General features: G+C 61.0%; 25 protein-coding genes. 16 read left to right on the forward strand and 9 right to left on the reverse strand.

Annotation, left to right across the window (positions count from 1 at the left end; genetic code table 11):
* Positions 1–215 precede the first annotated feature (215 nt).
* Together ABH945_RS30640 and ABH945_RS30645 are read left to right on the forward strand one after the other, a co-directional pair.
* On the forward strand, positions 216–647 hold the full coding sequence (locus ABH945_RS30640; protein WP_429253141.1) for a hypothetical protein: 432 nt from the start codon (positions 216–218) through the stop codon (positions 645–647).
* Positions 648–760: 113 nt separating this feature from the next.
* Positions 761–1,651 carry an alpha/beta hydrolase family protein gene (locus ABH945_RS30645; RefSeq protein WP_429253142.1) on the forward strand — a complete coding sequence of 297 codons (891 nt, stop codon included), beginning with the start codon at positions 761–763 and terminating at the stop codon, positions 1,649–1,651.
* Positions 1,652–1,691: 40 nt separating this feature from the next.
* Here the strand turns inward: ABH945_RS30645 and ABH945_RS30650 are convergent, their stop codons facing one another.
* From ABH945_RS30650 to ABH945_RS30675, 6 genes are all read right to left on the reverse strand, one after another.
* Positions 1,692–1,979 carry a hypothetical protein gene (locus tag ABH945_RS30650; RefSeq protein ID WP_429253143.1) on the reverse strand — a complete coding sequence of 96 codons (288 nt, stop codon included), beginning with the start codon at positions 1,977–1,979 and terminating at the stop codon, positions 1,692–1,694.
* A gap of 184 nt (positions 1,980–2,163) precedes the next feature.
* Entirely contained in the window at positions 2,164–3,354 is a 1,191-nt protein-coding gene (locus ABH945_RS30655) for a YncE family protein (RefSeq protein ID WP_429253144.1), read from the reverse strand.
* A 31-nt stretch (positions 3,355–3,385) separates the two neighbouring features.
* Positions 3,386–3,919 (reverse strand): GlcG/HbpS family heme-binding protein, encoded by a 534-nt coding sequence (locus ABH945_RS30660; RefSeq protein ID WP_429253145.1) that lies wholly within the window; start codon positions 3,917–3,919, stop codon positions 3,386–3,388.
* 55 nt (positions 3,920–3,974) lie between these two features.
* Positions 3,975–5,513: a c-type cytochrome gene (locus ABH945_RS30665; RefSeq protein ID WP_429253146.1), complete on the reverse strand. Its 1,539-nt coding sequence runs from the start codon at positions 5,511–5,513 to the stop codon at positions 3,975–3,977.
* Between the two features lies 1 nt (position 5,514).
* A complete protein-coding gene (locus tag ABH945_RS30670; protein WP_429253147.1) occupies positions 5,515–7,167 on the reverse strand; it encodes a GMC family oxidoreductase in 1,653 nt (550 codons plus the stop codon).
* Positions 7,168–7,169: 2 nt separating this feature from the next.
* Positions 7,170–7,796 carry a sugar dehydrogenase complex small subunit gene (locus tag ABH945_RS30675; protein WP_429253148.1) on the reverse strand — a complete coding sequence of 209 codons (627 nt, stop codon included), beginning with the start codon at positions 7,794–7,796 and terminating at the stop codon, positions 7,170–7,172.
* A gap of 509 nt (positions 7,797–8,305) precedes the next feature.
* On the opposite strand from ABH945_RS30675, the gene ABH945_RS30680 reads away from it, so the two are divergent.
* The 4 genes from ABH945_RS30680 to ABH945_RS30695 all read left to right on the forward strand — a co-directional run bounded on the left by ABH945_RS30680 (position 8,306) and on the right by ABH945_RS30695 (position 13,571).
* Complete coding sequence (locus ABH945_RS30680; protein WP_429253149.1) at positions 8,306–9,046, forward strand: gluconate 2-dehydrogenase subunit 3 family protein; 741 nt, start codon at positions 8,306–8,308, stop codon at positions 9,044–9,046.
* Positions 9,046–10,824 (forward strand): GMC family oxidoreductase, encoded by a 1,779-nt coding sequence (locus tag ABH945_RS30685; RefSeq protein WP_429253150.1) that lies wholly within the window; start codon positions 9,046–9,048, stop codon positions 10,822–10,824. Before ABH945_RS30680 ends, ABH945_RS30685 begins: the two co-directional genes overlap by 1 nt.
* A gap of 2 nt (positions 10,825–10,826) precedes the next feature.
* Entirely contained in the window at positions 10,827–12,188 is a 1,362-nt protein-coding gene (locus ABH945_RS30690) for a c-type cytochrome (RefSeq protein WP_429253179.1), read from the forward strand.
* 189 nt (positions 12,189–12,377) lie between these two features.
* Positions 12,378–13,571, forward strand: coding sequence for a porin (locus ABH945_RS30695; RefSeq protein ID WP_429253151.1), 1,194 nt, complete (start codon positions 12,378–12,380; stop codon positions 13,569–13,571).
* A gap of 22 nt (positions 13,572–13,593) precedes the next feature.
* On the opposite strand, the gene ABH945_RS30700 is transcribed toward ABH945_RS30695, so the two are convergent.
* Positions 13,594–14,988 carry a PLP-dependent aminotransferase family protein gene (locus ABH945_RS30700; protein WP_429253152.1) on the reverse strand — a complete coding sequence of 465 codons (1,395 nt, stop codon included), beginning with the start codon at positions 14,986–14,988 and terminating at the stop codon, positions 13,594–13,596.
* 216 nt (positions 14,989–15,204) lie between these two features.
* On the opposite strand from ABH945_RS30700, the gene cyoA reads away from it, so the two are divergent.
* The 5 genes from cyoA (at position 15,205) to ABH945_RS30725 (ending at position 19,650) form a co-directional block, all read left to right on the forward strand.
* Positions 15,205–16,191, forward strand: coding sequence for a ubiquinol oxidase subunit II (cyoA, locus tag ABH945_RS30705; RefSeq protein ID WP_429253153.1), 987 nt, complete (start codon positions 15,205–15,207; stop codon positions 16,189–16,191).
* Between the two features lie 5 nt (positions 16,192–16,196).
* The gene (gene cyoB / locus ABH945_RS30710) at positions 16,197–18,173 is read left to right on the forward strand and encodes a cytochrome o ubiquinol oxidase subunit I (RefSeq protein ID WP_429253154.1); all 1,977 of its coding nucleotides are present in this window, start codon (positions 16,197–16,199) and stop codon (positions 18,171–18,173) included.
* 2 nt (positions 18,174–18,175) lie between these two features.
* Entirely contained in the window at positions 18,176–18,793 is a 618-nt protein-coding gene (gene cyoC / locus ABH945_RS30715; protein ID WP_429253155.1) for a cytochrome o ubiquinol oxidase subunit III, read from the forward strand.
* Between the two features lie 5 nt (positions 18,794–18,798).
* On the forward strand, positions 18,799–19,173 hold the full coding sequence (cyoD, locus tag ABH945_RS30720) for a cytochrome o ubiquinol oxidase subunit IV (RefSeq protein WP_429253180.1): 375 nt from the start codon (positions 18,799–18,801) through the stop codon (positions 19,171–19,173).
* A gap of 96 nt (positions 19,174–19,269) precedes the next feature.
* Positions 19,270–19,650, forward strand: a complete 381-nt coding sequence (locus ABH945_RS30725; RefSeq protein WP_429253156.1) for a winged helix-turn-helix transcriptional regulator — start codon at positions 19,270–19,272, stop codon at positions 19,648–19,650.
* Between the two features lie 33 nt (positions 19,651–19,683).
* Here ABH945_RS30725 and ABH945_RS30730 read toward each other — a convergent pair whose 3' ends face one another.
* Both ABH945_RS30730 and ABH945_RS30735 read right to left on the reverse strand, forming a co-directional pair.
* The gene (locus ABH945_RS30730; protein ID WP_429253157.1) at positions 19,684–20,325 is read right to left on the reverse strand and encodes a DUF1109 domain-containing protein; all 642 of its coding nucleotides are present in this window, start codon (positions 20,323–20,325) and stop codon (positions 19,684–19,686) included.
* Positions 20,322–20,894 carry a sigma-70 family RNA polymerase sigma factor gene (locus ABH945_RS30735; RefSeq protein ID WP_074773371.1) on the reverse strand — a complete coding sequence of 191 codons (573 nt, stop codon included), beginning with the start codon at positions 20,892–20,894 and terminating at the stop codon, positions 20,322–20,324. The genes ABH945_RS30730 and ABH945_RS30735 overlap by 4 nt, the downstream gene beginning before the upstream one ends.
* A gap of 260 nt (positions 20,895–21,154) precedes the next feature.
* On the opposite strand from ABH945_RS30735, the gene ABH945_RS30740 reads away from it, so the two are divergent.
* The 5 genes from ABH945_RS30740 (at position 21,155) to ABH945_RS30760 (ending at position 25,418) form a co-directional block, all read left to right on the forward strand.
* On the forward strand, positions 21,155–21,403 hold the full coding sequence (locus ABH945_RS30740) for a pentapeptide MXKDX repeat protein (RefSeq protein ID WP_429253158.1): 249 nt from the start codon (positions 21,155–21,157) through the stop codon (positions 21,401–21,403).
* An 88-nt stretch (positions 21,404–21,491) separates the two neighbouring features.
* Positions 21,492–22,271: a DUF1223 domain-containing protein gene (locus tag ABH945_RS30745; RefSeq protein ID WP_429253159.1), complete on the forward strand. Its 780-nt coding sequence runs from the start codon at positions 21,492–21,494 to the stop codon at positions 22,269–22,271.
* 58 nt (positions 22,272–22,329) lie between these two features.
* The gene (locus ABH945_RS30750) at positions 22,330–22,956 is read left to right on the forward strand and encodes a cytochrome b/b6 domain-containing protein (RefSeq protein ID WP_429253160.1); all 627 of its coding nucleotides are present in this window, start codon (positions 22,330–22,332) and stop codon (positions 22,954–22,956) included.
* 24 nt (positions 22,957–22,980) lie between these two features.
* Positions 22,981–23,757 carry a molybdopterin-dependent oxidoreductase gene (locus ABH945_RS30755; RefSeq protein ID WP_074772049.1) on the forward strand — a complete coding sequence of 259 codons (777 nt, stop codon included), beginning with the start codon at positions 22,981–22,983 and terminating at the stop codon, positions 23,755–23,757.
* 47 nt (positions 23,758–23,804) lie between these two features.
* A complete protein-coding gene (locus ABH945_RS30760; protein ID WP_429253161.1) occupies positions 23,805–25,418 on the forward strand; it encodes an MFS transporter in 1,614 nt (537 codons plus the stop codon).
* Positions 25,419–25,441 lie beyond the last annotated feature (23 nt).

Raw genomic sequence — 25,441 nt, forward strand, 5'->3', positions numbered from 1 at the left:
AGAGCTAGTGATCCCGGCGCCCGATTTCTGACGACCGCGATGATCCGGCCAAAGACATTGAAAATATATTCGTCGGACACGTCGGGCTTCTCCTGTCACTTGAGTGCAATAACATCTGTCGAAGTGCATAACGGTCGTTTGACGAGAAGGATAGTGCAATGGACAATCGGCAATCATGCATCCAGCCGTGACCAGACAGGAAATTGAAAAGCAATATGAAACGACTGTTCCTCGCCACTCTCACCGCTCTCTCCGTCATAGGCTGCGCCCACGCACAAAGCAGCGCGTCCAACTCGCTCGCGACGCGCTCCGGCACGCTGCAATTTACACACGTCGATCGCGGTTTCGAAGCCACGCTCGATCAGCAATCTTTCGATCGCTTTACATCAAACACGCTGACGCATTTCGACGATATCGACAGCAAGCATGACACGATCTCCCGCATGCTCGTGCAAACCGATTCCGGCCCGGTGCTCTACGACTTTCAGCGCCGCCCGCCCACCGTCCAACATGCCAACCAGCGCATGACAATCAAACGCGTCTTCTGGCAAGACGATGAAGTCGTGATGCAAGGTTCACAAGGCTGGTTCAGATTCAGGCATGGCGAGTTTTCCAAACTGCAATCTTCAAAGACGATCTATCACTGATTGCATTGCTTCCATCGCGTAAGAAAAGCGCACGGCCACAGAAATCAATTAGAAGAGCACCTATGAGACCGACTATTCGCCGCACACGGAAGCTCCCTCTTTTGACCGGATTCATGATCTCAGCCGCGTTGATCGCGTCGGTCACCGGCACCGCGCTGGCTGCCAACGAAAACGCGCCCATCGCAACCGATCTGCACGAAACGGTCGTCAAGGTGCCGATGACCGAGCACGGCTTATTCGGCGATCACGAACGCGACATCGTGGCGACCACCTACATGCCTGACGGCCCCGGCCCGTTTCCGTTGATCGTGTTGAGTCACGGCAGCCCGCCCGATCCGCTGAACCGGCCGAAGGTCGGCCGCTATCGCGAACTGCCGCAAATCCACACGTTCGTCCAGCTTGGCTTCGCGGTCATCGTGCCGATTCGCCGGGGCTTCGGCGCGACCGGCGGCGCCTATGCCGAAGACGGTGGCTCATGCAAGCATCCCGACTATACGACAGCGGGCAAGCAGGCCGCGCAGGACGTGCTGGCGGCGCTCGCCTATGCCGACACCTTGCCTCAGGTCGATCGGGATCATGTCGTGCTGGTGGGACAGTCAGCGGGCGGATTCGCGTCGCTGGCGGCGGCGAGCTTTGCGCCGAAGGGGTTGGTGGCGGTGGTGAACTTCTCGGGCGGCCGCGGCGGGAATCCGTCGAAGCATCCGGGCATGCCTTGCGGCCCAGAAGAGATGGCCGGCACGATCGGGAAATTCGCGTCGACAACACACGTTCCCGTTCTCTGGCACTACGTTCAAAACGATATGTTCTTCGAACCCGACGTCGTTGCGACATGGTTCGCCGCGTTTCAGGCGGCAGGCGGCCAGGGACAATTGATCGTCGAACCGCCGTTCGGCAGGAACGGCCACGGAATGTTCGCGGTCGAGAATTCCATGCCTATCTGGTTACCGCACTTCGAGCAGTTTCTCGCACCGCTGGTGTCGATGAAAACGCTCAAGCCTTCGTGACGGGAGCCGCTTCCGTTCTATTGCGCTCGCGCCGCCACGTCTACGAAAACAGCGGTAGAGACTCGACCACGGCGCGCCGCCCGCGTTGGGCCGAAGCCCTTCGTTTCGCCCGCGCTGGTGGCCTGTCTGTCAGGTCAGTGCCGAGTCGGCGGTTCAGGTCGAACAGCGCCTTGAACACTGGCTTTCGAGGCGACGAATCCGCGAGCGCCAACTCGAGCTGATCCAGCAATTCCACCAGCCCACCTGCCGCCGCGCTCATGTTCGCGAGCTTGCGCATCTGCATAAGACCCTCCCTGATTCCGTCGACGACACGAATGAACGCCGACATCACCACAAGTCTCCGGGACCCCGCTACGCATGCCAATTCGCATACGCTTCCAGGAGCCCGGCCGGATACATCCTTTCTTGCCAGAGAGAGTTTTAGCACATCAATATGAAACACCGCAGCCACATCAACCCTTAGAGAAAATCCGACGCGTGGCGGACTTCTCCGGGTGGTCGCCAGCGGGCTATCAGCGCGGTGCGGAACGGATCGACGACGGGCCGCCGGTCAACGCCATTCTCTTGCCGACCTCATGCAGATGTCCGCCATCCACGGCAAAGAAAGCGAGTTGCTTCTCGACGTTGAATTGCACGATCAGGTACTTGCTGTCAGCGGTAAACACGATTCCTTGCGACGCCTCACCGCCCTCCACTTCGGAAACCTTCACTGCCTGCCCGTCGCGAATCGCGAACAGGACCAGCTTGCCGTGCGTGCGCCGACCCGGATTGTCCGGCGTGAGGTTCGAGCCGTCCATTGCCTGCACGCCGATCCACTTACCGTCCGGCGAAATCGCGACACCTTCCGGCAGCGACGGAACCGTCATGTGCTGAACCGCGCGGAACGGTTCGTGCGATACGTCGATCAGCGTGATGGTATCGGCATCGCCCGCGAGCGTGCCCGCGTACGACGGCAATCCGGCGAGGCCCACGTCGCTGACTACGGCCCACTTGCCGTCGCTCGACACGTCGATTGTGTAAGGCGCTACGCCGCTCGACAAACGCTGGCCGCTGTCGCTCACCTGACCGTCGGCGACGTTGAGCACGGCGACACCCTGTTCGTCGCGCAAAGCGACCAGCGCGTGCCGCCCGTCATGCGTAAAACTCACACCTGCAAGACGTTTCTGTCCGATATGCAAACGTCCTGCAACGCTCACGCGATTACCGTCGATATGAAGCTCCACCACGCTACCGTCGACGCAAGCAACAAGCGCAAGCCGCCCCGCCCGGTCAATCGCAATTCCCTGAGGATGACTACCAATATCGATCTGGCTCACGACAGGCACCGGCACATTCAGATCGACGACCTGGACGAACGAATCCATCAGCAGCTTGTTGTTCGCGTGATCGTAGCGCGTCGGCGCGCCAACCAGTGCGAGGCCGCCGTCCGGCGTAATTGCGACGGCTTGCGGCGGTCCCTGAATGCCGTTCTCGACCTCGACCTGCGCCTTCACCAGCGGCGGGAAATGACTCGCATCGAGAACAGTCAGCGTGTCCGGCTTCGGATTGTCGGGATACGTATCGCGCCCTTCGACACGCTGATACTTTCCGTCATTGCCCGATACGATCCAGTCCGCGCCATACGACGTGCACGCGGTGGCCGCGATAGCCAGCGCAGCCAGTGCTCGCGCACAGAAGGTGAGCCTCAAAGAAGCTAATGGCATTTCAGTGTCTCCCTAGCGGTTCTCGATGAAATTATTTTGCCGCCGCCGACACCGCTGCCGCGCCCGCCTCGGCGATAACAGAATCCTGAACACCCGCTCCGCCGCTCGCGCCCACTGCTCCCACGAGCTTGCCTTCGACGACAATCGGCATGCCGCCCTCGCCCGCGAGAATGCCCGGAATGCTGAGCAAAGCCGTCGCGCCATTGCTCACCGTGTCCTGCATCACCTGGGTCGCGCGACGAAATTGCGCGGACGCACGCGCTTTGGCTTCGGCAATCGCCAGCGCGGACAATTGCGTATCGTCCATCTTGTCACACGACAAAAGATTGCCCGAGCTATCGACCACCGCAACCGCGTATTGCCAATGACGTCGACGAGCTTCAGCTTCGGCGGCATCGATAATCTTGCGGGCCTGCGCCAGCGTCAGCGGAGGACCATACGGAATGTCGTACGGCAATTTGTCAGGCACCGAAGCCGTGGCGATAAGCGGAGGCTGCGCTTGCGCAACACCGACCACGCTGAATGCGACAGCCGTCAGCAGAAACGAAACAGCGAGCTTGCTCATCAATGTGTTTTCCTTTCACAAGCGATGCGCACATCAGCGCATCCGCTCAAAACGGTTAGCCCGCGTTCTGTCCGGCAATGGAATTCGCACGCTGCGCACGTCGTTTCCAGACCGCGAACACCGCAAACAGCAACGCAAGTACACCGACGCCAGCCGCCGGCAAGATATACGGTTGAATCCACGCGAGCAGCGGCAATTGCCCACCTTGCCGCGCGACGGCGACATCGGCGGCAGTCACCGTCGTTGCCGGATTGCCGAAGCGCTGCAACACGTAGTTCGAAATTGTCGCGATCTGTTCGTCGGTCAGCGGCTGCACGTAGGAGTCTTCACCGAAATTCGGCATCAGCACATGCTTGTCGCCTACCTTGCGGTCCACGCCATGAAGAATCGTCGCAATCAGATTCGATGGATTTGCGCCGCCCGTCGCCGTGTTATGGAACAACGACGGATAGCTCTGATCGCTGCTGCCCGACCCATCCGCGCGATGACAGCTCGCGCAATAGCCGCTAAAAAGCGCCGCGCCGGAAGTCGGCGGCACGATACTGTTTTCACTCGACATACCCCGCAGCGACGCTTCTTCGCTGTCGTGTCCGTCGTAGGCGAATGCGGGCTTGCTTTCCCCCGGCGTGCGAATCGGCGCAGTGCTGCGAAGATAGACGGCGATCGATTTCAGATCGTCGTTCGACAGAAACTGCAAGCTGTTCTGCACGGCTTCGGCCATGCCGCCGGCCGCCTGGTTCTTACCGTCCACGTGGCCGGTTTTCAGATACGCGACCAGTTCGTCATCGCTCCACGCACCGATGCCGCTGACCGGATCGGACGTGATATTCGGCGCATACCATGGCCCGAGTTGCGCGCCGCTGAAGCCGCGATCCAGATCCTCGGCCATCATGAAGTTGCGCGGCGTATGGCACGCGCTGCAATGCGCGAGCACGTTCGTCAGATACGCGCCGCGATTCCACTCGACGCTTTTATTCGGATCGACGGTGAAGCGCTGATTCTTCAGAAACAGCAGGTTCCACGCGATCATCGACTGGCGAATGCTGAACGGAAACGGCAGCGCGGTTTGCGGCGGCACGTCGTCGACAGGGTCGACGCCCTTCATGAAATACGTGTAAAGCGCGTGAACATCCTTATCTGTCATGCCGACATACGACGTGTACGGCATCGCCGGATAAAGATGTGCGCCGTCGGCGCGCACGCCTTCGCGCAACGCGCGGGCGAACTGAGCCTCGGTGTAGTTGCCGATGCCCGACTTCTTCGAAGGCGTGATGTTGGTCGAGTAGATCGTGCCCATCGGCGACACGATGCCGTAGCCGCCCGCGAACGCCTTGCCCTTGTCCGCGACCGTGTGGCATGCCATGCAGTCGGACGCGATGGCCAACAGATGACCTTGATGGATCAACGCGGCTTCGGTGTCGGGTGCGGCAGCAGGTGTTACGGAGTTCGCGACGCTTTGAGCAAACGCGCTGCCGGAAATTCCAACGCTCAAAACGCCGCCGACACCCAGTGCAACGATTGCCGCCAACGTGGCACGGCTACGCTTCGCGGCCGCATCCATCATGCGGCGCGCGTTAAAGAATCGGTCGATCATCTCAGGCCCGCCGCAGAGTTTTTTCGATCGAATCGGCGGCCTTGATCCCGAGCGCGGCCATCGACAACGTCGTATTCACCACCGACGCCGACACCATCGCGCCGCCACCCGGCAACCACAGATTCGCGTGATCGTGCGCGCGGCAATCGCCGTCGACAACCGAATCTTTCGCACTCGCGCCCATGATCGTGCCGCCCATGATGTGGTTATTCGCGTTCAGGCTCGTCGTGATGTTGAACTCGACCGCGCCGAACAACTGCCCGATATGTTCGAGTTGCGCATGCGCGGCAGTCGCGCCGTCGCGAACATAATCGCCGACGTCGTAATAGATATCGGGGCACGCGAGCCCATGCGGATCACGCCGCGTTTTGCTCAACGTAAGACGGTTCTTCGGATCAGGCAGCGGCTCGAGACTGATCGACAGATCGACGCCGAAAATCGCGCGCCGCCGGATTTCATCGTCGAGTTCCTTGCCGGCGAGTCCGAGCTTCAGCGCCTGTTCCGTAGCAGGCGCGACTCGCGAGATATTGTTCAGAATCATCTTGTTCGACGAATACTTCGAGCGGAACGCGCCATCTCGCGGGCCGACGATGCAACTGCTTTGCGCCGGTCCGCGACCCAGCCACAACGGTTCGTTTGCAAGGAATGTGCAGTGAAAACCGGAGTGATCCATCATGTTCCGGCCAACCTGGTCGGAACTGTTCGCGATACCGTTCGGATTACGTGCGTTTGCCGCGAGCAGCAGCAAACGTGGTGTCTCGATACCGTTGCACGCGAGCACGAATGTGCGCCCTTTCGCCGTGTGCGACTGGTGATTCGCGTCGTAGAAATGAACGGCGGTGATGTTGTTCTGGTCGTCGGTATCGATCTTGTAAACCACCGACTCTGCCAGCACTTTCGCGCCCTTCTTCTCGGCGCTCTGAATCGTGTGAATGCCGTTGTACATCGCGCCGATCGGGCAGATCGGCTGGCAATTGTTATTGCCGCAGCACGTCGGACGACCGTTCCACGGACGCGTGCTGCGGCCCTGCGGAATCGGAATCGATCGATAGCCATGCGCATTGACGACTTCGGCGAAACGCGTGTCGCCGTAAGCCCACGGCACCATGTCCATCGGATACGGACGGCTGCGCTCGGACGGCGATTGCCGCGCGGGATCGTTCGGACCGGCGACGCCGAGCGCGTCTTCTGCGCGGCAATAGTAGGGTTCGAGATCGTCGTACGAGATCGGCCAGTCGCGGCCCACGCCATACGTCGATTGCATCTTGAAGTCCACGGGCAGATGCCGCCAGCACGACGCCGCCCAGTGCCACGTCGTGCCGCCGACCGTGCGCAGATAGCCCTGCTTGAAACTGCCCGCGCTCGGACCGCTCAGCGCAACGTAGTCGTTCGGCGGGAAGTACAGCGGCGCAGGCGCAGCCTTCGCTTGCGGATACAAGCCCTGAAAATCCGAGCCGACGCGATTCGGGAACGGCATGTTGCGCCAGTTTTCGACGGCAGTGGCGCGGTCGATCCGCAAGCCCGCTTCGAGAATCACCACCGAATGGCCAAGTCCTGCCAGTTGATCGGCGATCAATGCGCCGACCACGCCGGAGCCGACGATAACGACGTCCGCGACGACATCGCCGCTAGATGAAATTGTGGGCGATGCCATGTTCAAGCCTGTTTGTTCGTGATGGGCGCGGGCGCGGCGAGACGCGCTCTAGCGGCTTCGGCGGGGGTCGACACGCCGGCGGCGGGCGGCGGCCGTTGCCACCAGAGCGGACCGTCCGCGCAATAGGTCGGCGGGCTCAGACCATCGGCGACGGTTGCGTACATCAGCGAGTCGGCGTAAGCGACCAGCTTCGAATGATGATCGCGCGTGACAGTGCCGGTGTACCAGCCCGCGACGATGGCGAGCGCGACATCGTGCAAGCCAGCCGCGTTGGCCGCCGCGAGCAACTGCTGCGGGGTTTGCCCTGCGCGCATCTGATGCGCGAGCGCTGCTGCACGAGTGGCAAAGCTGTTGTCGCTGGCGCTGAGCGTCGCGAAGAGCCGTGTGCCGAAAATTGTATTCATCGACTCATGGCCGGTCAGCGCTTTCGACAGTTGCAGGAAGCCCGGCGCGTCCAGTGACGGTGCGGTCGAGGCAAGCGGCGCTGCTGGCGACGAACTCTGCGCAAGCGCGGCCACCGGCGATAAAAACGCAAGTTGAGTCGCTACCGCGAGGGTCTTCAACGCATGACGCCGCGACAGATTCGGCGTGCCCGGATCACCGTCCGGACTGATTTTTTCTTTGAGCATTCGAGGCTTGCTGGAACGGTCTACGGGCGTGCCGCCACGCTCGACGATGAGTGAGTCATTCGTCGAGAAAACGGGCAAATCACGGTCGTATTCGATGACGCCTTTGGCGAAATTTGGCCGAATATTATCTTGGAACCGGTTCCATGTAAAAATAAATTACGGAAAGCTTGGTTGCAAAATTCGCAACAATCGATCGGAACGGCTTTCGACATATCCGCGCAGCCGGTGAGGTCCATGAATCGGCCGCCGCCGTTGGTTGTCGAAAATATGCAACACCTAAAACACGCTGCCACGGCGGGTTCTATCCATTCGTCCTGGCCCTGTGACCGCCGCCAGAACAAGGCTGCGGCGCGGCAAAACACCGTCGCCGGTCCCATTTCGCCAGATTTCGCAACGACATTTTGCGAAATAATCGCGTGCTTATGGAACCGGTTCCAAATATTATCCGTCCCGCGGCAAAATGTCGTCGTGGACGCAATTGCGCGTCCCACACATGGTGAATCGAAAACATGCCTGAATTCCCCCTTACCTCCCGCCGAGGCTTCCTGCGCTCGGCTATCGCGCTCGTTCCGGCCGGCACGCTCGCGGGTTGCGACGCACAGCACAACGCGTCGAATCCTGCGGCGTCCGCGTCGAATCCGAATGGGCAGGACAACGCCAGCATGCCTCGCGCCGACTACAAACCGCGCTTCTTCGACGCGAAGGAATGGTCGTTCGTCAACGCGGCCGTCGATCGTCTGATTCCCGCCGACAGCGAAGGCCCCGGCGCGATTGAAGCGGGCGTGCCCGAATTCATCGACCGTCAGATGGACACGCCGTACGCGCATGGCGCGCTCTGGTACATGCAGGGCCCGTTCAGGCAAGGCGCGCCCGAACTCGGCTACCAGTTGAAGCTGGTGCCGCGCGACCTGTACCGGCTCGGCATTGCGTCGGTGAATGCGTACTGCACGAAGACCTACGCGAAGCCGTTCGACGCGCTCGATGCCGCCACCCGCGACACCGTGCTCGGCGCGCTCGAAAAAGGCAGCATCGATCTCGCCGAAGTGCCCGCCAACGTGTTCTTCGCGCAACTGCTGCAGAACACCCGCGAAGGCTATTTCTGCGATCCGATTCACGGCGGCAATCGCGACATGGGCGGTTGGAAAATGATCGGCTTCCCCGGCGCGCGCGCGGATTTCATGGACTTCGTCAACCAGAACGGCGAGGCCTATCCGTATGGTCCCGTGTCGATTGAAGGAAAACGCACCTGATGACTACCAACAGCAAACCGCATGTCGACGCGGTCATCGTCGGCTTCGGCTGGACCGGCGCGATTCTCGCGAAAGAACTCACCGAAGCGGGCCTGAAAGTCGTTGCGCTCGAACGCGGCGAGTATCGCGATACGTATCCGGACGGCGCGTACCCGAATACGATCGACGAACTCACGTACAACGTCCGCAAGAAGCTGTTCCTCGATCTGTCGAAGACCACGGTGTCGATCCGTCACAACGTGATGGAAACCGCGTTACCCTATCGCCAACTCGCGGCTTTTCTGCCGGGTGAAGGTGTGGGCGGCGCAGGGCTGCACTGGTCGGGCGTGCATTTCCGCATTACGCCGGAAGAGTTGCGTCTGCGCAGCCACTACGAAGAACGCTATGGCAAGAAGTTCATTCCCGAAGGGATGACGATTCAGGACTACGGCGTCAGCTACGACGAACTCGAACCGCATTTCGACTTCGCGGAAAAAGTGTTCGGCACCTCGGGCCAGGCGTACAAGGTCAACGGCCAGATCGTCGGCGACGGCAACGTGTTCGAAGCGCCGCGCAGCGATAACTTTCCGCTGCCCGCGCAGTTGAACACCTATTCCGCCGAGCGTTTCGGCAAGGCCGCGAAAGAACTCGGGCTGCATCCGTATCGTTTGCCTTCGGCGAATACGTCGGGTCCGTACACGAATCCGTATGGCGCGCAAATGGGGCCGTGCAACTTCTGCGGCTTCTGCAGCGGTTACGCGTGCTACATGTATTCGAAGGCATCGCCGAACGTCAACATCCTGCCCGCGCTGAAGCAGTCGCCGCATTTCGAATTGCGCTCGCGTTGCCACGTGCTGCGCGTCGAACTCGACGATTCGAAAAAGCTCGCGAAAGGCGTGACCTACGTCGATCCGTCGGGCCAGGAAGTTTTCCAGCCCGCCGATCTCGTCATCGTCGCGGCCTTCCAGTATCACAACGTTCATCTGTTGCTGCTGTCGGGCATCGGCAAGCCGTACGATCCGATCTCCGGTGAAGGCGTGGTCGGCCGCAATTTCGCGTATCAGAACCTGTCGACCATTACCGCGTTCTTCGACAAGGACACCTATACCAATCCGTTCATCGGTGCGGGCGGCAACGGCGTGGCGGTCGACGATTTCAACGCGGACAACTTTGATCACGGTCCACTGGGCTTTGTCGGCGGCTCGCCGTTGTGGGTGAATCAGGCGGGCACCAAGCCGATCAGCGGCATCGCGACGCCGGCCGGCACCCCGAACTGGGGCAGCACGTGGAAGAAGTCGGTGAAGGATCACTACGCGCACACCGTCTCGATGGACGCGCACGGTTCGAACATGTCATACCGTGATGTGTTCCTCGACCTCGACCCGACTTACCGCGATTCGTACGGCCAGCCGTTGTTGCGAATGACGTTCGACTGGAAAGACAACGACATCGCGATGGCGCGCTACGTCACGGGCCAGATGCACAAGATCGCCGAGCAAATGGGCCCGAAAGCGATCAACGTGTATACGCGCGAATACGGCGCGCATTTCGATTCGCGTCGCTACCAGACCACTCACCTCGTGGGTGGCGCGGTGATGGGCACCGATCCGAAGACGAGCGTGCTGAATCGCTATCTGCAAAGCTGGGACGTGCATAACGTGTTCGTGATGGGTGCGTCGGCGTTTCCGCAGGGCATTGGCTACAACCCGACGGGTCTCGTCGCCGCGCTCGCCTACTGGTCCGCGCGTGCAATCCGCACGCAGTATCTGAAGAACCCTGGTCCGCTGGTGAGCGTATGAGCATGCGTATGACGATGAATATTTCGAAGCGCGTGCGCAGCGCGGCGTGGGCATTGGGTGCTTGCGCAGCGTTGTTCGGGCCGCTGACGGCCGACGCCGCACAAAGCTCGCCGGACAACACAGGCGACGCCGCGCTCATCGCGCACGGCGAATATCTCGCACGTGCGGGCGATTGCATCGCATGTCACTCCGCGCCATCGGGCAAACCGTTCGCGGGCGGGCTGAAATTCGACACGCCGATCGGCGCGATCTACTCGACCAATATCACGCCGGATCGCAGCACCGGTATCGGTTCGTGGACCTTCGCGCAATTCGATCGCGCGGTGCGCGAGGGCGTGCGTCCGAACGGCGACACGCTATATCCGGCGATGCCGTACCCATCGTATGCGCGTCTTAGCGACGACGACATGCACGCGCTGTACGCGTATTTCACGCACGGCGTCGCGCCGGTCGCGCAAAACAATCGTCCTGTCGATATCGTGTGGCCTTTGTCGATGCGGTGGCCGCTCGGCATCTGGCGTCATCTGTTCGCGCCGAATCCGCAGGCATTCGATGCTGCTCACTACAGCGACCCGGTTCTCGCACGCGGCGCGTATCTGGTTCAGGGACTCGGCCACTGCGGCGCATGCCACACGCCGCGTAGCGTGACGATGCAGGAACTCGCGCTCGACGATCTCGACGGACCGAGCTATCTGTCCGGCGGCGCACCGATCGACGGCTGGGTGCCATCGAGCTTGCGCGGCAATCCGCGCACCGGCGTCGGTGCGTGGAGCGAAGCCGATCTCGTGCAATTTCTGAAGACCGGCCGCACCGCGCACGCCGCCGCGTTCGGCGGAATGACGGATGTCGTGCAGCACAGCGCGCAATACATGAGCGACGCCGACGTAACCGCCATGGCTCGCTACATCAAGACGCTTCCATCCAGCGATCCCGCCGAAAAGCCTTACGTCTACGACGACACCGCCGCTCATGCGCTGCGAACCGGTGACGCCAGCGCGCCAGGCGCAGCGGTCTATCGCGACAACTGCACGTCCTGCCACCGCAGCGACGGACGAGGCTACACCGGCGTGTTCCCGGCGCTCGGCGGCAATCCCGTATTGCAGGGCAAGGACGCGACATCGGTGATTCACGTGCTGCTGTCGGGCAGCGCGCTGCAGGGCACGAAAACCGCGCCGTCGACGTTCACGATGCCCGCCTTCGGCTGGCGTCTGAGCGACGCGGAAGTTGCCGATGTGACCAACTTCGTGCGCACGAGCTGGGGCAATACCGGCTCGACAGTGACTGCGTCCGACGTTGCGAAGGTCCGCAAGACAGTGCCCGTCGCCGCGCCCGATCTGCCGCCAGGCGCGATCCGCAGCCATTGATTCACAACCCGCGCGCGGGCTGATGTAGCACTCGTTGCAGTGCGCGTCAGCCCACCTTCACCGCGCCGCCCATTCCCGCTTGACGTCGACCGGCCTCACTGCCCGAGGCGGGCCGGCGTTCGTGCGAAACAAACAGAGATCGCCGCTCAGGCGACCCGAGATCCACGCCTTATCAAACACATGACAACGATGAAAAAACATTGGTTTGCCACGCCCCTCCTGCTGTCCTTCGCGGGCATCGCATCTGCGCAGAGTTCGGTGACGCTCTACGGCATCGTCGACGCGGGCATCAGCTATCGCAGCAACGAACGTGTCGGTTCGACAGGCGCGTACAGCGGCCATTCGAATGTCGCCGCTACGAGCGGGAATCTGTCCGGCAGCCGCTGGGGCATCAAGGGCAACGAGCAGCTCGGTGGCGGCTGGACCGCGCTGTTCCAGCTCGAAGACGGCTTCGACATCACAAATGGCAAGAGCGGGCAGAACGGCGGCCTTTTCGGCCGTCAGACTTATGTGGGGATCGGCAGCAGGCAATACGGCACGATCACGATGGGACGGCAATACACGTCGCTCAACGACTTCGTGAGCCCGGTCGCGGCAGTGTCGCTGGTTGGAGGCTACGGCGCGCATCCGGGCGATATCGATGACCTCGACCAGACCGCGCGCGTCAACAATTCGCTCAAGTACACGAGCCCGACTTACGCAGGATTCACGTTCGGCGCGATGTACGGTTTCGGCGGCCAGCCGGGTAGCCTGAAACAGCAGAATACGTGGAGCGTCGGCGCGTCGTATGCGAACGGGCCGGTGCACGTCGGTGTCGGTTATGAACGTTCGGACAACAGCAAGAGCGGCGCCAACGACACGACAACCGGCAAATGGAGCGGCACCGACGACGGTTTGTTCAACTCGTCGATCAACGAAGGTTATGCAAGCGCACAGTCGCAGCAGATCGTCGCGGCAGGCGCCACTTATGACTTCGGGCCGGCGCTTGTCGGTGTGAATTACAGCAATGTGCAATATCGTTCAGGCGCGGATTCGCTGTTCAACGGCCGCGCCACGTTCAATATTGCGGGCGTGTTCGCGCAGTGGAATCTGCGGCCCGAGGTTCAACTGTTTGCGGGTTACAGCTACACGCGAGGCGGCGAAGTGGATGGCGTCGATGATCGCGCGCAATATCACACCGTCTCGCTCGGTGCGCAATACAACCTGTCGACGCGCTCGACGGTGTATCTGATGGGCGGCTATCAGCATGCTTCAGGCACGACGCTCGACGCGTTGGGCAACCCGGTCGCCGCGACTGCGTCGGTGACGGATAAGGGCAACGGTCACTCGTCGGCGGCTCAATCGCAGGCGATTGTCAGCATCGGCGTGCGGCACCGGTTCTGACGCGTCGTCACAGATCGCACTGCTAGATCACCAGTTCGTGGCTCACCGGCGGCTTCTGCGCGAGCAAGCCGGAGAGCTTCCGCAACGCCGCATCGAGTTGCTCGCGCCCCCGGCATCCGCCGAGTGAAATACGAATGGCATTCGGCGGATTGTGTCCGCGATAGAACGCGGACGAAGGCGCGACCACCAGTCCTTCACCACGCGCGGCGGCGCAAAGATCCACCGCTCTCCAATAGCTCGGCAACGTGAGCCACACGTGGATGCCGTGATTGACCGTCCCGCTGGTTGCGCCCGACAACATTCCGGTCGCCATTCGCTGACGCGCCCGCGATTCAGCCTGCACTCCCGCCAGCAGCAAAGCCGCCGAGCCGTCGTGAATCCATTGCGTGACCAGCGTCTTCGTCAATGGCGAGGTTAAAGAAAACGTCCTTAATGCAGAGAGAAACGCGTGCTCGCTTTCCATGTTCGGAAAGGCCACGAACGCGGTGCGCAACCCGGGCGACAAACATTTCGACAGCGTCGAAATATAAAAAACCTGCTCCGGGATCAGACGTGCAAAGGGCGGCGGCGCGTCGTTTGCGAGCAGCCAGTACGGATCGTCCTCGATGATCTTCACATTCATGCGAGCCGCTACTTTAGCGATTTCGAGCCGCCGCTTCTCCGGCATCGTATGCGTGGTCGGATTCTGAAGCGTCGGGTTCAGATAGACGACTCGTGCGTTGTATCGCTGACACGCGCTTTCCAGTGAATCCGGGCGCATGCCATGTTCGTCGACGGCCACGGCTTCGATCCTTCGCCCCAATTGCTCTGCCGCCATCGGCATGCCGGGATAGCCGAGCGGCTCCATCAGGATCACGTCGCCGGGTTGCGTCAGCGCGAGAATCAACGCGGCGAGCGCAGATTGCGCACCGGGACACGCCACCACGCGTTCGTGATCGATATGCCCAAGCATCGGCCGCAACCATTGCGCGCCCGCGCTGCGGTCGGCGCTGCTGCCGCCGCCCAGGTGATACGTCATCAGCAGGTCCGTATCGGTGCGCATCAGTACCTGCGACATACCCTGGCGCAACAGCACTTCCATGTCGACCTCCGCTGGCGGCGGCGGAATGTTCATGCTCAGGTCGATGCTTTGCGTCAACTCCACCCTGGGCGCGGCGACAAACGTTCCCAGCGTGCCGCGCGCCTCGATCAACTGACGACGGCGTGCCTCGGCAAAGCCGCGCGTCACCGTGGTCAGATCGATGTCGAGCAGTTCAGCGAGACGCCGTTGCGCGGGTAGCCGGTCGCCCGCGCGCATCGATCCGCTCGCTATCGCGCGTTCGAGAAATTTGACGATCTGAAGGTAGCGCGGGCCTTCGCCGTGGGTGAAACCGGAGGCCCAAAGCGCCTCCTTGTATGGATCATGCATGGATGTCATTCGGCGTCATTCTGTCGCAGTTGTATGGATATTGTCTCACACTACGATCCCGGCACGGGACGCAAATCCATACACCGCGCCGCCTGTACGGACGGCGTGGAAGCACCATAAAACGAAGCACTTTTGCGTGATTCGGCCGGGTGTGCCGAAGCGCTGACCGGATGCATGTATGGATGGTGTCGCCGACAACCAGGACATGACATGCGGAATCCAAGATTGTTTAGAAGAAGGCCCGCCAGCGGGTTAAGTGCGTCGATCCGGTCCCGGCCAGGCAGCGGCTTCTGTTCCGCTGCGGCTCGGGCCGCCGCGCTCGGCGCATCCGGCCTGCTCGGCGGGTGCAGCATGGCGCTGTTCGACCCCAAGGGCGATATCGGCATGCAGGAGAAGCATCTGATCCTGCTTGCATTAGGTTTGATGCTGCTGGTGGTCGTGCCGGTCATCCTGTTGACCTTGTACTTCGCGTGGCGCTATCGCGAGTCGAATACAAGCGCGACGTATGCGCCGAAATGGGCGCATTCCACCGCGATCGAAGTGGTGGTGTGGGCCATTCCGTGCGTGATCGTGAGCATTCTGGCGCTGGTGATCTGGCGCACCACGCACAGCCTCGATCCATCCCAGCCCATCGAATCGCAGACCCAACCGGTCCGCGTTGAAGTCGTCGCGCTGAACTGGAAGTGGCTGTTCATCTACCCGGATTACGGCGTGGCCTCGGTCAATCAACTCGCCATTCCTGTCGACACGCCGATCTCATTCGACATCACCGCCGAATCGCTGATGAACTCGTTCTTCATCCCGCAACTCGGCAGCCAGATTTACGCGATGTCCGGCATGCGCACGCAATTGAACCTGATCGCCAATACGCCTGGCGTCTACGCGGGCCAGTCGTCGGCCTTCAGCGGCCCCGGCTTCTCGGACATGCGCTTCGACACGGTGGCAACCAGCCGCGCAGATTTCGATGCATGGATCGCCCACGCAAAACAGTCGCCGCTGTCGCTCGACAAGGCGACTTACGAAGCGCTGGAAAAGCCTAGCGAGAAGAATCCCGTGACGGTGTACGCGAACGTGGCGCCGCGTCTTTTCGATCATGTGGCGAGCCAGTACATGCACTCGTCGGCGAACGATCCGATCTGCAGCACCGCCAACACCGCGCCTTCCATTGAACATATCGGAGCCCGAATGCCTGCCCGACAGGCTGGGGAGTAGTCATCATGTTTGGAAAACTTAGCCTCGACGCTATTCCGTATCACGAGCCCATCATCATGGGCACACTGGCCGTGGTCGCCGTGCTGGGCGCCGCCCTGCTCGGCGCGGTCACGTACGCCGGCAAATGGACTTATTTGTGGCGCGAGTGGCTCACCTCGGTCGACCACAAACGCATCGGCGTGATGTACATCCTGCTCGCACTCGTGATGCTGTTGCGCGGATTCGCCGACGCGATCATGATGCGCGCGCAGCAGGCGCTCGCCTACAACGACGCGGCCGGCTATCTGCCGCCTCATCACTACGATCAGATCTTCACGGCGCACGGCGTGATCATGATCTTCTTCGTCGCGACGCCGCTGATTCTCGGCCTGATGAACGTGGTCGTCCCGTTGCAGATCGGTGCGCGCGACGTGGCATTTCCGTTCGTCAACTCATTGAGTTTCTGGCTCGCCGCGGTCGGCGCAGTACTCGTGATGATGTCGATGTTCGTCGGCGATTTCGCGGCGACCGGCTGGGTTGCGTATCCGCCGTTATCCGAACTCGGCTACAGCCCGACTGTCGGCATGGATTACTACATCTGGTCGTTACAGATATCGGGGCTCGGCACGACGCTGACCGGCATCAACTTCATCGTGACGATTCTGCGTATGCGCGCACCGGGCTTGAATCTGATGAAGATGCCGGTGTTCGTGTGGACCGCGCTCATCACCAACATTCTGATCGTCGCGGTGTTTCCGGTGTTGACGGGCACGCTCGCACTGCTCGCCGCAGACCGCTATCTCGGCATGCACTTCTTCACCAACGAACTCGGCGGCAACGCGATGATGTACATCAACCTCATCTGGGTGTGGGGACACCCCGAGGTGTACATCCTGATCCTGCCATGCTTCGGCGCGTTCTCCGAAATCATCTCGACGTTCTCCGGCAAGCCGCTGTTCGGCTACAAGTCGATGGTGTATGCAACGGCGTCGATCGGCATTCTGTCGTTCTTCGTGTGGCTTCATCACTTCTTCACGATGGGCTCGGGCGCGAACGTGAATGCGTTCTTCGGCATCATGACGTCGATCATTTCGATCCCGACCGGCGTGAAGCTGTTCAACTGGCTGTTCACGATGTTTCGCGGACGCATCCGCTATCACACTGCCACGCTGTGGACGATCGGCTTCATGATCACGTTTGCAGTCGGCGGCATGACGGGCGTGCTGCTGGCCGTGCCGGGCGCGGACTTCGTGTTGCACAACAGTCTCTTTCTGGTTGCGCACTTCCATAACGTGATTATTGGCGGCGTAGTGTTCGGCTGCCTCGCGGGCATCAGCTTCTGGTTTCCGAAAGTGTTCGGCTTCACGCTGAACGAGTTCTGGGGCAAGGTGTCTTTCTGGTGCTGGCTGGTCGGGTACTGGCTCGCGTTCACTCCGCTTTACATCCTCGGCTTCGAGGGGATGACGCGCCGCATGAATCACTACGCGGTGCCGGAATGGCATAAATGGCTGGTCATTGCGCTGATCGGCGCACTGTTCATCGCCGCGGGCATCGTCGCGATGATCGTGCAGTTCGCGGTCAGCATTCGCGATCGCGAAGCCAATCGCGACGTCACCGGCGACCCGTGGAACGGCCGCAGCCTGGAATGGTCGACCGCATCGCCCGCACCGTTCTATAACTTCGCACACGTGCCGGTTATCACGTCGCTCGAACAGCATTGGGACAACAAGGAAGCAGGCCGCGCCTATCTGGAACCGGCCGAATACGAAGACATCCATATGCCGCGCAATACGGGTTCGGGTGTGATCATCGGCGCGTTCAGCCTGCTGCTCTGCTTCGCGCTGATATGGCACATGTGGCTGTTCGCGGCGATCGGTCTCGCGGGGATGATCGGCACATTCATCGTCCGTACGTATGACCAGGATGTCGACTATTACGTGCCGGCGGAAGAAGTCGCGCGAATCGAAAGCGCGCGCTATGCGCAACTGGAAGAGGTGGTCTGATCATGACGACAGCAACGACGAATCACGCTCACCCGCATCATGGCGGGCACCACCATGCGCACGACGATGGGTCCAAAACCACGCTCGGGTTCTGGATCTACCTGATGAGCGACTGCCTCATTTTCGCCACGCTGTTCGCGACGTTCGGCGTATTGGCGAATGCAACCGCGGGCGGCCCGAGTGGTAAAGGGTTGTTCGAACTGCGCTATGTACTCGGCGAAACCTTGCTGCTTCTGGCCAGCAGTTTCACGTTTGGCCTCGCCATGCTCGCGTTGCAGATTCGCCGCAATGGCCAGGTGATCGGCTGGCTTGCGGTGACGTTCGCGCTTGGCGCGGGCTTCATTGCGATGGAACTCGTCGAGTTCGCGAAACTGATCGGCGACGGCGCGGGGCCGCACGTTAGCGCGTTTCTGTCGGCGTACTTTGTTCTGGTCGGCACGCACGGCTTGCACGTCACATGCGGCCTGCTGTGGATCGCGGTGACGATGCATCAGGTCTACAAGTTCGGACTGACCGGTGTGACGCGCCGCCGCCTCGCTTGCCTGAGTCTCTTCTGGCACTTCCTCGATCTCATCTGGATTTGCGTGTTCACCTTTGTCTATCTGCGAGAGTTTGTATGAACGGAATGTCTCAACACACGGCTTCGCACGAGGCCGGTCACGAGTCGTCGCATGGCACGCTGAGGAGCTATGTGATTGGAATGGTGATGTCGCTGGCGCTGACGCTGGCGTCGTTCGGCGTCGTCATGACCGACATCGTGCCGCGCGGATTCGGCCTCGCGATCATCGTGGTGCTGTGCGTGGTTCAGCTAGTCGTGCAACTGGTGTTCTTTCTGCATATCGGCGCGTCGCGCGACCAGCGGACCAACACCGGCATCTTCATCTGCACGGGCTTTCTGATCGCCGTCATCGTCGGATTGTCTTTGTGGGTGATGCATAACGCCAACGAGAACATGATGCCCACCCACATGTCGATTGAACGGGCGATCGCTAAAGACTAGTTGCCTCGCTTCTCTATCCTGCTCGCGGAAGGCAATGCAGTCTGACGCATTGCCCTCCGTTCATCCTCAGTGCCGATTGAATGCGTAGAGCAAGCCATGTTGCGAACTTCTCATTTGCCAGCGGACGCGTTTTCCAGAATCTGCCCGTCCCGTGATGTTCTCGCCAGACTCGGTCAAAAGTGGACGATCCTGGCGATGGTCGCGTTGCGCGACAGACCGCTGCGCTTCGGCGACATCCGACGCCGGATACAGGGCGTCTCCGACAAAATGCTCACGCAAACCTTGCGCGCAATGGAACGCGACGGCCTCGTTCAGCGTAGCGTGTTCGACGAACGGCTGACACGTGTCGAGTATGCGTTGAGTCCGCTGGCCCGCTCCGTGTTGCCGATTGTTGTCGAGTTGAAGAAGTGGGCGGAGCACTCGCTGGAACGTATCGAAACGAGCATGAATACGTTCGACCACAAAATCGATTTGTAGCAACGGCGCACTGAACCGGCCCGTGGCTTTCGATCACCAGCGCAATAAACGCGGCCCAAGCGCCGCGCCGACCACCGTCGGCACCAGCATCCCAAACAGATACCACGCGCCCCAGAACGGAATGCCCATTTCCGGGCAATGCAGGCAGTAGGCAAGCGTCGCCGTCGATCCGGCGAGCAGGCCGCCCGCCGCGCCGGTTAGCGCGAGTCGCGTGGGCGCGAGTCCCTTGAGCGCCCAGAACACCGCGATAAAGCCGGGAATCGACAGCATCGCGATAGCGAACGGGCAAACCCGCCAGGTTTTGCCCAGCACGATGGCGAGCCGCCCGGAGTCGGGCGCGGCCATCAGCACATAAGCCGCCGCTAGCCATACCACGACGACCGGCGTCGCAACCAGCCAGCCGCTGCCGCCAGGCCGGCCACCGGGCCGCGCAAGCCGCGAGGTCATCCACAGTGCGCCGATCATCAGGCATAGCGGCAACGCTACCTTGGCCCAGAAAATCGGCGTGACGGCCACCTCGGCGAGATCGCGGCGGATGCCGAGCGTCATCGCCATGATCAGCAGCGCGCCCGCCGCGCCGGTCAGCACGGCAATGCCAAAGCGTTTGGGGAGCGCCTGACGATCCACCGGCTCGACGCCGGAGGCTAACAGGGAAATGAAGTCGTCGGTTTTCATCGCGTTCCTCGAATCTTTGCCGCCAATGCCTTGAGCCCGCGATGCACGCCGACCTTCACCGCCGACTCCGACAACCCGGTCAGCTTCGCGGTCTCCGTCACGGACAGGCCTTCGAGTTTCATATGCATGATCGGCAGACGCTGCCGCTCGGGTAACTGCTCGAGCAATATGCCCAGATCGCGCCTGGCCTGCGCCGGCTCGAGATCGGGCGCGGCGAGCAGCTCCAGCGCGTCGTCCAGCGGATCGTTCAGCGCGTCGTGCCGCGAACGGGCCCGAAAGTAATCCGTCAGCTTGTAGCGCGCAATGGCATGAATCCAGGCGGTCAACGGTTCTTCCGGCCGGTACGTCTGCCGCCCGTTATGAACCGCCAGCAACACCTCCTGCACGAGATCTTCGATATCCGCCGGGTCGGCCTGAAGCCGCCTGCGCAGAAAACCGCGCAGGTGCGCGCCCAATTCCGTCAGGAACTGCCGGTACGCGGCGGCGTCGCCGGTCTGTCCGCTCACGAACAAGGCTCGCAGATGCGACTCTTTCGCCTGCGCTGCGGTGATATCGGTAGTTCGATTCATCGTGGGCATTGGTTACAGGAATCGCAAGTTTATTCCATCGGTCGTGGCGTTGGGGTCTGTACACGCGCAGCTGATGCGCATTTTGCCCGCGTCGAAAAAATTTTCGTGTGTGCTGTAACCGGTCAGCCTCGCCCGGCGAATTACCTCATAGATGCGTAATGACGACGCATCGACGACGCATCGGTCGTTGCCGTAAGACAGTTTCGTTCGACACACAGACGGGTCACGACGGCCCGCTAAACCACATCCAAGGAGTTGTCATGAAGCGCATTGCAATTGCAGCATTTGCCACGGTGTTGCTCGTTAGCGGTGGCTCGGCGTTCGCGCAGGCGAGCGGCGCGATGTCCAATGATTCGATGTCGAAAGACACGATGAGCAAGGACTCGATGGCCAAGGGTTCGATGTCCAAAGACGCCATGGGCAAGGACTCCATGGCGAAGGACTCGATGAGCAAGGACAGCAAGATGAAACACGACGCGATGAAGAAAGAAGATGCGATGAGCAAGTAAGTAGCCGCCGTGCGCTCCCGGCTCGCAATGGCGACCGGGAACGCGCCTACCGTTCCTCACGCTTTTCGCCATTCGGCGGGAGTCTGTCATGCGTTTCCTGTTATTCGTATCGATCTGCGCCGGGTTGATTGCCTGCACGGTTGGCGGCGTCGACGCCAATGCTTCGACTACGTGTAGCGTCAGCAGTCCGGCGCATCGGGTCGCACTCGTCGAACTCTATACGAGCGAAGGATGCAGCAGTTGCCCACCCGCCGATAACTGGCTCAGCGAACTCGACCGTGCCCGCAGCGCGAACACGGTTGTTCCTATTGCGCTGCATGTCGACTACTGGGACAGCCTCGGCTGGAAAGACCGCTTCGCGCAGCCGACCTTCACCGAGCGCCAGCGTGAGCTAAGCGAGCAAGGCCGCCAGTACGTCGTGTACACACCCGAAGTGTTTATCGGCGGACATGAAATGCGCGCATGGTCGGACAACGCGCGTTTCACTTCCACCATTCAGCAGTTGAATACCCAGGCGTCTCCGATTGATATTCATGTCGAAGCGCGTGCCGCTCAGCCTGGCCGTATGAAATTCGACGCGACCTTTCAGTCGTCCGGCAAACCGGTCGACAACGTCGTCGCCTATGCCGTGGTGTACGAAAACCGCCTGGACAGCGATGTAAAAGCCGGCGAAAACGCGGGCGTCGTGTTGCATCACGATCGTGTCGTGCGTCAGTGGATCGGCCCCGTGACCGTCGCCAACGGACATGTTGCGATTACCGGCGACTATCCAGACGGCTCAGGGCAAAGCGGTGTCGTAGCGTTCGCAGAAAGCCGGACAACCGGCGAAGTTCTGCAAGTTGCGGAACTGCGGCCATGCGCCAACTAACGCATGGCGAAACCGGCAGAGTTCTCTACCTTGAGCACGTCAGCCCCGGAGCTTCAACATGAACGCGATACTCAAACCTCGTACCTCGAACAACGCAGCACGAACGATTCAACCGGCGTGGGTCCGTATCGCGCACTGGCTCAACGCACTGGCTGCAGTACTGATGATGCTGTCAGGATGGAGAATCTACGATGCGTCGCCGGTATTCGAGGGTTTCAGGATTCCGACCGGCATCACGCTGGGTGGTTGGCTCGGCGGCGCGCTGCAGTGGCATTTCGCGGCGATGTGGCTGCTGTTCTTCAACGCCCTCTTCTACCTCGCGATGAACGTCGTCACCGGGCGAATCAAAACCAAGTTCTTCCCATTGTCCGTTCGCTCGATCATCCACGACCTTGGCGAAGCGCTCAAAGGACACCTGTCGCACGCAGACCCGAGCCGCTACAACTCAGTGCAGAAATTCGCGTACCTGTTCGTGATGCTCGACATTGCCGTGCTGATTCTGTCGGGCCTCGCCATCTGGAAATCGGTGCAGTTTCCGCACTTACGCGAATTGATGGGCGGCTACGACTTCGCGCGCGTCGTTCACTTCTGCGCGATGGCGTTACTGGCCGGTTTTATCGTCGTCCATCTGACGATGGTCGCACTCGTACCGCGCTCGCTGCTTACGATGATTCGCGGACGCTAACTGACGCTAACGGGAAATACGACTGTGAAGCTCCTTAAACCCTTCACCTCGACCGTCGATCAAAAGTCGCTCAGCATCGACGTGCGCCGCGAACTCGATATGCCGTCGCGACGTCTGTTCGGCAAACGCATTCTGACGCTCGGCGGTCTTGCGATGCTGACAGGCTGCAGCCTGTCGGACGACAAATCGGTCGAGACGTTTTTGTCGCGCGTATCGCGAATGAACGACAGCGTGCAGGGCTGGCTGTTCGACCCAAACCGCCTCGCGCCCACTTACACCGAAGCACAGATCACGCGCCCGTTTCCGTTCAACGCGTTCTATGGCGTCGACGATGCGCCGCAAGTCGACGGCAACGATTTCCGCCTGAAAGTGAGCGGTCTGGTGCAGGACAGGAAAGTGTGGACGCTCGACGAACTTTACGCGCTGCCCAAAGCGGAGCAGATCACCCGGCACATCTGCGTCGAAGGCTGGAGCGCGATTGGCCGCTGGGGCGGCACACCGTTTTCCGAGTTCCTGAAGCGGGTGGGCGCGGACACCTCGGCGAAATACATCGGCTTTAAATGTGCCGACGATTACTACGAAAGCATCGATATGCCGACCGCGCTTCATCCGCAAACGCTTCTGACATTCACGTACGACGGCCAGCGCTTACCCGCAAAATACGGCTTTCCGATGAAGCTCAGAATGCCGACTAAACTGGGTTACAAGAACCCGAAGCACATCATGGAAATTTTCGTGACCAACACGTTTCCGGGCGGATACTGGGTCGACCAGGGCTACAACTGGTTCGGCGGTTCCTGAGTCGTAGAACGAAGTCTGGCGCGCAACGCGCGCTCGAGGAATATGCGATGTTCCAGACAAGCGCCACCGTCGATTCCACGCGTCAGCTTTTACCCTTTCGCCAATCGTTGCTGGCGATGCTCGGGCTGGCTTTCGTCGCGATGCTCGTCGCACTCGATCAGACCATCGTCGGCACGGCGATGCCGCATATCGTCGCCGAACTGCGGGGCTTCGATCTTTACGCGTGGGTCGCCACGTCGTACATGCTGGCGTCGGTCATCACCATTCCGATCTTCGGCCGTCTCGGCGATCTGTATGGACGCAAGCGCTTCCTGCTTGCCGCCATCGCGTTGTTCACCGTGGCGTCCGTGTTGTGCGGGTTGGCGAACACCATGCTGGTGCTCGTCATTGCGCGCGGCGTGCAGGGCATCGGCGGCGGCATCCTGATCGGAACGATCTTCGCAAGCGTCGCCGATCTGTTCCCCGACGCGCGACTGCGGCTGCGCTGGCTGGTATTCGTCAGCACCGCGTTCGGTCTGTCGAACATCGTCGGGCCGACGCTCGGCGGCCTGCTTACTCAATACGGCGGCTGGCGCCTGGTGTTCTTCGTCAATGTGCCGATTGGCATCGTGTCGTTTCTTTTCGTGCAGCGTTATCTGCCGAATGTGCGCCAGTCGCGCATGGGGGACCATGTTCGACTCGACTGGCTCGGCGCGCTCGTCATTGCGTTGACGTTCGGCGCGCTGCAACTGCTGATCGAATTTCTTCCCGACAATGGAATTACTGCAACCACGTCGAGTCTCGCCGCGATTGCAGTAGGCGGCGCAATCACACTGTGGTTCTGGGAACGGCGCATGGGCTATCCGATCGTCCCCGTCGATATGCTGGTGGATCGCAAGCTCGCCGCGCTGTTCGCGATGTCGCTACTCGGCGGTTTCGGCCTGTTTTCGCTGGTGTTTTACGTGCCGTTGCTGTTTCAGGGCGGCTATGCGATGTCGCCGCACGACTCCGGCATGCTGATCACGCCGCTGGTACTCGGCACGACGATCGGCACCGTCGCGAACAATCGCATCGTGACGCGCATCCGGCGCGCGAACATCATCATGTACGTGGGTTTCGCGCTGTTTGCGCTGGCGAGCCTGTCGGTCCTGTTGATTACCGGCACCGCGCCGCATCTCGTCTGGATGACCTGCATGCTGGTGAGCGGACTTGGGCTTGGGCTGGTCGGCGCAAACCTGACGATTTTTTCGCAGCAGATCGTTCCCCGCGACAACCTCGGCGCGGCGACCGCGTTGCTGCAATCGCTACGCACCTTCGGCGGCATGCTGGGCACCGCCATTACCGGCGCGTTGCTCGGGCAACTTTATGTGCGCGGCGTACACCGCTCGCTAGATGCGTATCAGGCCACTCAATGGTTCAAGTCGTTCGCGAGCCCTGAACTGTTGATCGACCGCAATGAACAGGTGGCGCTCGTCGGGCGGCTGATCGAAGCGGGCCACGCCGGTGACGCGATGATGGACGCGGCCCGTCACGCGCTCGTCGAATCGATTCATGCGGGACTGGCGATTGCGGCGGCGACTGCTATCGCAGGATTGTGTCTCGTGTGGTTCGTACCGCCGGTGCGACTGGCCCGTCTCGCCGATGACGAAGTAACGGGCAACGCGGTAGAACCAGGTCATTGATGTTCGCGCGGAACAGCCGCCGT

Origin of the sequence: Paraburkholderia sp. GAS333 (assembly GCF_050435665.1) — a bacterium.
Classification (GTDB): domain Bacteria; phylum Pseudomonadota; class Gammaproteobacteria; order Burkholderiales; family Burkholderiaceae; genus Paraburkholderia; species Paraburkholderia fungorum_A.

What these genes read in the sequence shown, in the direction of transcription:
- ABH945_RS30640 (WP_429253141.1), top strand. Translation starts at nt 216, where the DNA reads ATGAAACGACTGTTCCTCGCCACTCTCACCGCTCTCTCCGTCATAGGC.
- cyoB (WP_429253154.1), top strand. Translation starts at nt 16,197, where the DNA reads ATGTTTGGAAAACTTAGCCTCGACGCTATTCCGTATCACGAGCCCATC.
- ABH945_RS30645 (WP_429253142.1), top strand. Translation starts at nt 761, where the DNA reads ATGATCTCAGCCGCGTTGATCGCGTCGGTCACCGGCACCGCGCTGGCT.
- ABH945_RS30695 (WP_429253151.1), top strand. Translation starts at nt 12,378, where the DNA reads ATGAAAAAACATTGGTTTGCCACGCCCCTCCTGCTGTCCTTCGCGGGC.
- ABH945_RS30650 (WP_429253143.1), bottom strand. Translation starts at nt 1,979, where the DNA reads ATGTCGGCGTTCATTCGTGTCGTCGACGGAATCAGGGAGGGTCTTATG.
- ABH945_RS30690 (WP_429253179.1), top strand. Translation starts at nt 10,827, where the DNA reads ATGCGTATGACGATGAATATTTCGAAGCGCGTGCGCAGCGCGGCGTGG.
- ABH945_RS30750 (WP_429253160.1), top strand. Translation starts at nt 22,330, where the DNA reads ATGAACGCGATACTCAAACCTCGTACCTCGAACAACGCAGCACGAACG.
- ABH945_RS30725 (WP_429253156.1), top strand. Translation starts at nt 19,270, where the DNA reads ATGTTGCGAACTTCTCATTTGCCAGCGGACGCGTTTTCCAGAATCTGC.
- ABH945_RS30740 (WP_429253158.1), top strand. Translation starts at nt 21,155, where the DNA reads ATGAAGCGCATTGCAATTGCAGCATTTGCCACGGTGTTGCTCGTTAGC.
- ABH945_RS30685 (WP_429253150.1), top strand. Translation starts at nt 9,046, where the DNA reads ATGACTACCAACAGCAAACCGCATGTCGACGCGGTCATCGTCGGCTTC.
- ABH945_RS30760 (WP_429253161.1), top strand. Translation starts at nt 23,805, where the DNA reads ATGTTCCAGACAAGCGCCACCGTCGATTCCACGCGTCAGCTTTTACCC.
- ABH945_RS30660 (WP_429253145.1), bottom strand. Translation starts at nt 3,919, where the DNA reads ATGAGCAAGCTCGCTGTTTCGTTTCTGCTGACGGCTGTCGCATTCAGC.
- ABH945_RS30735 (WP_074773371.1), bottom strand. Translation starts at nt 20,894, where the DNA reads ATGAATCGAACTACCGATATCACCGCAGCGCAGGCGAAAGAGTCGCAT.
- cyoD (WP_429253180.1), top strand. Translation starts at nt 18,799, where the DNA reads ATGTCTCAACACACGGCTTCGCACGAGGCCGGTCACGAGTCGTCGCAT.
- ABH945_RS30655 (WP_429253144.1), bottom strand. Translation starts at nt 3,354, where the DNA reads ATGCCATTAGCTTCTTTGAGGCTCACCTTCTGTGCGCGAGCACTGGCT.
- ABH945_RS30745 (WP_429253159.1), top strand. Translation starts at nt 21,492, where the DNA reads ATGCGTTTCCTGTTATTCGTATCGATCTGCGCCGGGTTGATTGCCTGC.
- ABH945_RS30680 (WP_429253149.1), top strand. Translation starts at nt 8,306, where the DNA reads ATGCCTGAATTCCCCCTTACCTCCCGCCGAGGCTTCCTGCGCTCGGCT.
- ABH945_RS30700 (WP_429253152.1), bottom strand. Translation starts at nt 14,988, where the DNA reads ATGACATCCATGCATGATCCATACAAGGAGGCGCTTTGGGCCTCCGGT.
- ABH945_RS30675 (WP_429253148.1), bottom strand. Translation starts at nt 7,796, where the DNA reads ATGCTCAAAGAAAAAATCAGTCCGGACGGTGATCCGGGCACGCCGAAT.
- cyoC (WP_429253155.1), top strand. Translation starts at nt 18,176, where the DNA reads ATGACGACAGCAACGACGAATCACGCTCACCCGCATCATGGCGGGCAC.
- ABH945_RS30730 (WP_429253157.1), bottom strand. Translation starts at nt 20,325, where the DNA reads ATGAAAACCGACGACTTCATTTCCCTGTTAGCCTCCGGCGTCGAGCCG.
- ABH945_RS30665 (WP_429253146.1), bottom strand. Translation starts at nt 5,513, where the DNA reads ATGATCGACCGATTCTTTAACGCGCGCCGCATGATGGATGCGGCCGCG.
- ABH945_RS30670 (WP_429253147.1), bottom strand. Translation starts at nt 7,167, where the DNA reads ATGGCATCGCCCACAATTTCATCTAGCGGCGATGTCGTCGCGGACGTC.